3 protein-coding genes, 1 tRNA gene and 1 other RNA gene are annotated in these 3,444 nt (G+C 67.8%); 3 read left to right on the top strand and 2 right to left on the bottom strand.

Translation table 11 applies throughout. The features are described from left to right. Positions 1–32: 32 nt before the first annotated feature. The gene (locus tag ACFTZB_RS44280; protein WP_378442158.1) at positions 33–1,331 is read right to left on the bottom strand and encodes an aminotransferase class I/II-fold pyridoxal phosphate-dependent enzyme; all 1,299 of its coding nucleotides are present in this window, start codon (positions 1,329–1,331) and stop codon (positions 33–35) included. A 43-nt stretch (positions 1,332–1,374) separates the two neighbouring features. Beyond that, positions 1,375–1,469, bottom strand: an RNA gene (ffs, locus tag ACFTZB_RS44275) — signal recognition particle sRNA small type. Between the two features lie 125 nt (positions 1,470–1,594). Between ffs and ACFTZB_RS44270 the strand changes: the two genes are divergently transcribed. From ACFTZB_RS44270 to ACFTZB_RS44260, 3 genes are all read left to right on the top strand, one after another. After that, entirely contained in the window at positions 1,595–2,095 is a 501-nt protein-coding gene (locus ACFTZB_RS44270) for a hypothetical protein (protein ID WP_378442156.1), read from the top strand. Positions 2,096–2,154: 59 nt separating this feature from the next. Further along, a tRNA-Ser gene (locus tag ACFTZB_RS44265) sits at positions 2,155–2,242 on the top strand. 210 nt (positions 2,243–2,452) lie between these two features. Beyond that, positions 2,453–3,412: an alpha/beta hydrolase gene (locus ACFTZB_RS44260; protein ID WP_378442154.1), complete on the top strand. Its 960-nt coding sequence runs from the start codon at positions 2,453–2,455 to the stop codon at positions 3,410–3,412. Positions 3,413–3,444 lie beyond the last annotated feature (32 nt).

Genomic DNA, 3,444 nt, shown 5'->3' with positions numbered 1-3,444 from the left:
CCCGGCGAGGGTGAGCGGCCGGACGTCGGCTACTAGGACTTCGGCAGGTTCAGGCGTGATTCGGTGGCGGCGAGCAGCACGCACGTCGCGACACCGTTCATCGACTTGTCCAGATCCTCCATCGAGGGGAAGCTCGGCGCGAGCCGGATGTTCTTGTCTTCCGGGTCGATTCCGTACGGGAACGCCGATCCGGCGGCGGTGAGCGCGATCCCCGCGTCCTTCGCCAGGGCGATGACGCGCTTCGCGGTGCCCTCGACGACGTCCAGGCTGATGAAGTACCCGCCCTTCGGCTCCGTCCACGACGCCACCTTCGACGCCCCGAGACGGTCCTCGAGGATCTTCAGGACGAGCGCGAACTTCGGCGCCAGGATCTCGCGGTGCTTCTCCATGTGGGCGCGGACACCGTCGGCGTCACCGAAGAACCGCAGGTGACGCAGCTGGTTCAGCTTGTCCGGGCCGATGCTCTTCTTGCCGAGGAACTTCTGGTACCAGGCCAGGTTCGCGGTGGAGGAACCGAAGAAGCTGACGCCCGCACCGGCGAACGTGATCTTCGACGTCGACGCGAACACGAGCGGCCGGTTGGGGTGACCCGCCTCCGCGGCCATCCCGAGGATGTCCAGCGACGGCGCCGTCTCGCCGACCAGCGGATGCACCGCGTAGGCGTTGTCCCAGAACAGCCGGAAGTCGGGGGCGGCGGCCGGCATCGATGCCAGCGCCCGCGTGACCTCTTCCGAGTACACCGCGCCCGTGGGGTTGGAGTAGTTGGGAACGGCCCACAGACCCTTGATCTGCGGATCGTTCGCGACGAGTTCGGCGATGACGCCGACGTCGGGGCCGTCCGGGCGCATCGGCACCGGGATCATCTCGATGCCGTAGGTCTCGGTGATCCCGAAGTGCCGGTCGTAGCCGGGTGCCGGGCACAGGAACTTGATCTTCTCCTCCTGCGCCCAGGGGCGCGGGGAGTCGGGGGTGCCGTGCAGCAGGGCGAACACGACGTTGTCGTGCATGATCTCGAGGCTGGCGTTGTTGCCGGCGAGCAGGTTCTCGACAGGGATGCCGAGCAGTTCACCGAAGATGGCGCGCAGTTCCGGCAGACCGGTGAGCCCGCCGTAGTTGCGGGTGTCGGTGCCGTTGCCGTCGCGGAAGTCGCCGTCACCGGGCAGCGTCAGCAGCGCCGCCGACAGATCCAGCTGCTCGGGCGAGGGCTTACCGCGGGTGAGGTCGAGCGTGAGCTTCTCCGTCTTCAGCTGCGCGTAGCTCGCAGTCTGGCGCTCATGCTCCGAAAGTAGTTCCTCATGGCTCATCAACCCGATCTGGGTCTGGTTGGTCATCAGGAGCGGCCTCTCACCGACGTCGTGGGTCGGGTATGCGAAAGATAGGGGACCCCGCGCACCCGGCAGAGCCCGTTGACCCTTGCTGCCTTCCGGCCCTGGGGGAGTTCACAGGATGCGCGCCGCGCGGGATCCACCACAGAGTGTAGACGGCCCCGAGCCGGTACCGGGATCCACCCCGGCCGGGCGTCGACGCCGCACGTCAGACCACGGCCAGTGCTACGGTCGCCCCCGCATTCGGCCACCGTCGGCAAAGGATCGGGATGAAACTCAGAAGGACAGCACACGCAGCCACCCTCGCCGTCGTCGTCGCAGCACTGTCGGCGTGCGGCGGGAGCAGCGAAGACGCGGCCACGTCCGATGCGGTCAGCTGGGACGCGGCCGAGCCGTGCTCGCTCGCGGACGACGCGACTCTCGCACCTCTCCTGACCGCAGGCGCCGGCGCCGGCGAGGGCACCGCAACCGACAGTCCCGAGCGTCGCGCGTGCACGTGGGGCAAACCCGAGGCGCTCAACACTGTGACCGTCACCACCACGAGCGCGCCGGAACCGGTCGATCCGCTGCGGACGATCGCCGTCGGCGGACTCGAGGGCCGGGCGCTCGCCGAGAGCAAGTACCAGTGCATCCTCGAGGTCACCACCGACGCGGGCACCCTGTCGATCGAGACGAAATTCGGTCTGGACGCCACCGGGAACCCGGACACGTCCTGCGACCGATCCGTGCCCCTCGCCGAGCACGCGCTAGGACGGCTGAAGTGGGCGTAGAACCGGCGGCCACCTGGTGGTTTAACGGTGAGCCGTCGTCGTTGGGTATGCTCCTCCACGGAGGATTCGCCTAGTGGCCTATGGCGCTCGCCTGGAACGCGGGTTGGGTTAACGCCCTCAGGGGTTCAAATCCCCTATCCTCCGCCACAGGAACCCCTGTGAACCGCCGAAAAGTGGTTCGCAGGGGTTTCTTGCATCCCGGGCACACCGGCGGCGCCGCCCCCGGAGCGCCCGCCTGCAGACCCGTCCGCACCGAGAATCCCAGGCCACGACGGGCACAACCCGTTATCTCCCTGTTATCGTCTCCGGTGCAGCGTTCGCTGTGCAGTGTCTGGTACGAGATAGAAGGACATTCGGATGGCGATACGTCGCACCCGCGCGCTGATCGTGGGCCTGGTCGCAGTGTTGGCATCGGGCCTCGTGTCCGTACTGGCCGGAACCGGCATCGCGCATGCCGACTCGGCCCTGATCTCGGTGTACTCACCGTCGATGGACAAGGACATTCCCGTCAAGGTGCTCAAGGCCGCGGGCGGCGGTCCCGCGCCGACGCTGTACCTGCTCGACGGTCTGCGCGCGCCGGACGACAACAACGGCTGGCTGATCGAGACCGACGTGGAGAACTTCTTCGCCGGCAAGCACGTCAACGTGGTCATCCCGTTCGGCGGCGGCGGCACCTTCTACTCCGATTGGCTGCGCGACGACCCGAAGCTGGGCCGCGTCAAGTGGGAGACGTTCCTGACCAAGGAGCTGCCCCCGGTGATGGCTTCGCAGTTCGGCAGTGACGGCGTGAACAACGCGGTCGCCGGTCTGTCGATGAGCGGCACCTCCGCGCTGAACCTCGCCACTCACCACCCCGACTTCTACAAGGCCGTCGCCTCCTACAGCGGGTACCCGACGGCCAGCTCGCCCGGCTTCGCGCAGGGCATCCAGGTTTCGGTCGCCCAGATGGGCGGCAACGCGCTGAACATGTGGGGCTTCTGGCCGTCGGCGACGTGGCTCCGCAACGACCCGCTGCTCAACGTCGGCGCGCTGCGCGGCAAGTCCGTCTACATCTCGTCCGGTGCCGGTTCGGCGGCCGGCGATCCCACGGTCGACCCGGACAGCAAATCGTTCGACCCGGTGAAGTTCTCGCAGACGGTTCCCCTCGAGACCGCCTCGGGTCTGAGCAGCAGGTCCTTCGTCCCCGCGGCGAAGGCCGCAGGCGCCAACCTGCAGACGCACATTGCGGACGAGGGCCTGCACACGTGGAACTACTGGCAGGACCGCCTGCACGAGTCCTGGGCCAGCACGATCGCGCCCGCCCTCGGCACGTCCTAGTCGAGGCGTTCCGATCACCTGAACTCCGCCAC

This window comes from Rhodococcus sp. NPDC057014 (assembly GCF_042673295.1).
GTDB lineage: Bacteria > Actinomycetota > Actinomycetes > Mycobacteriales > Mycobacteriaceae > Rhodococcus_F.
Note: the sequence above shows the minus strand (reverse complement) of the source record. Positions and strands in the feature narration are given on the sequence as shown.

Bases quoted from the DNA above. Each gene is read 5' to 3' on its own strand.
- ACFTZB_RS44280 (WP_378442158.1), bottom strand. From the start codon at position 1,331: ATGACCAACCAGACCCAGATCGGGTTGATGAGCCATGAGGAACTACTT.
- ACFTZB_RS44270 (WP_378442156.1), top strand. From the start codon at position 1,595: ATGAAACTCAGAAGGACAGCACACGCAGCCACCCTCGCCGTCGTCGTC.
- ACFTZB_RS44260 (WP_378442154.1), top strand. From the start codon at position 2,453: ATGGCGATACGTCGCACCCGCGCGCTGATCGTGGGCCTGGTCGCAGTG.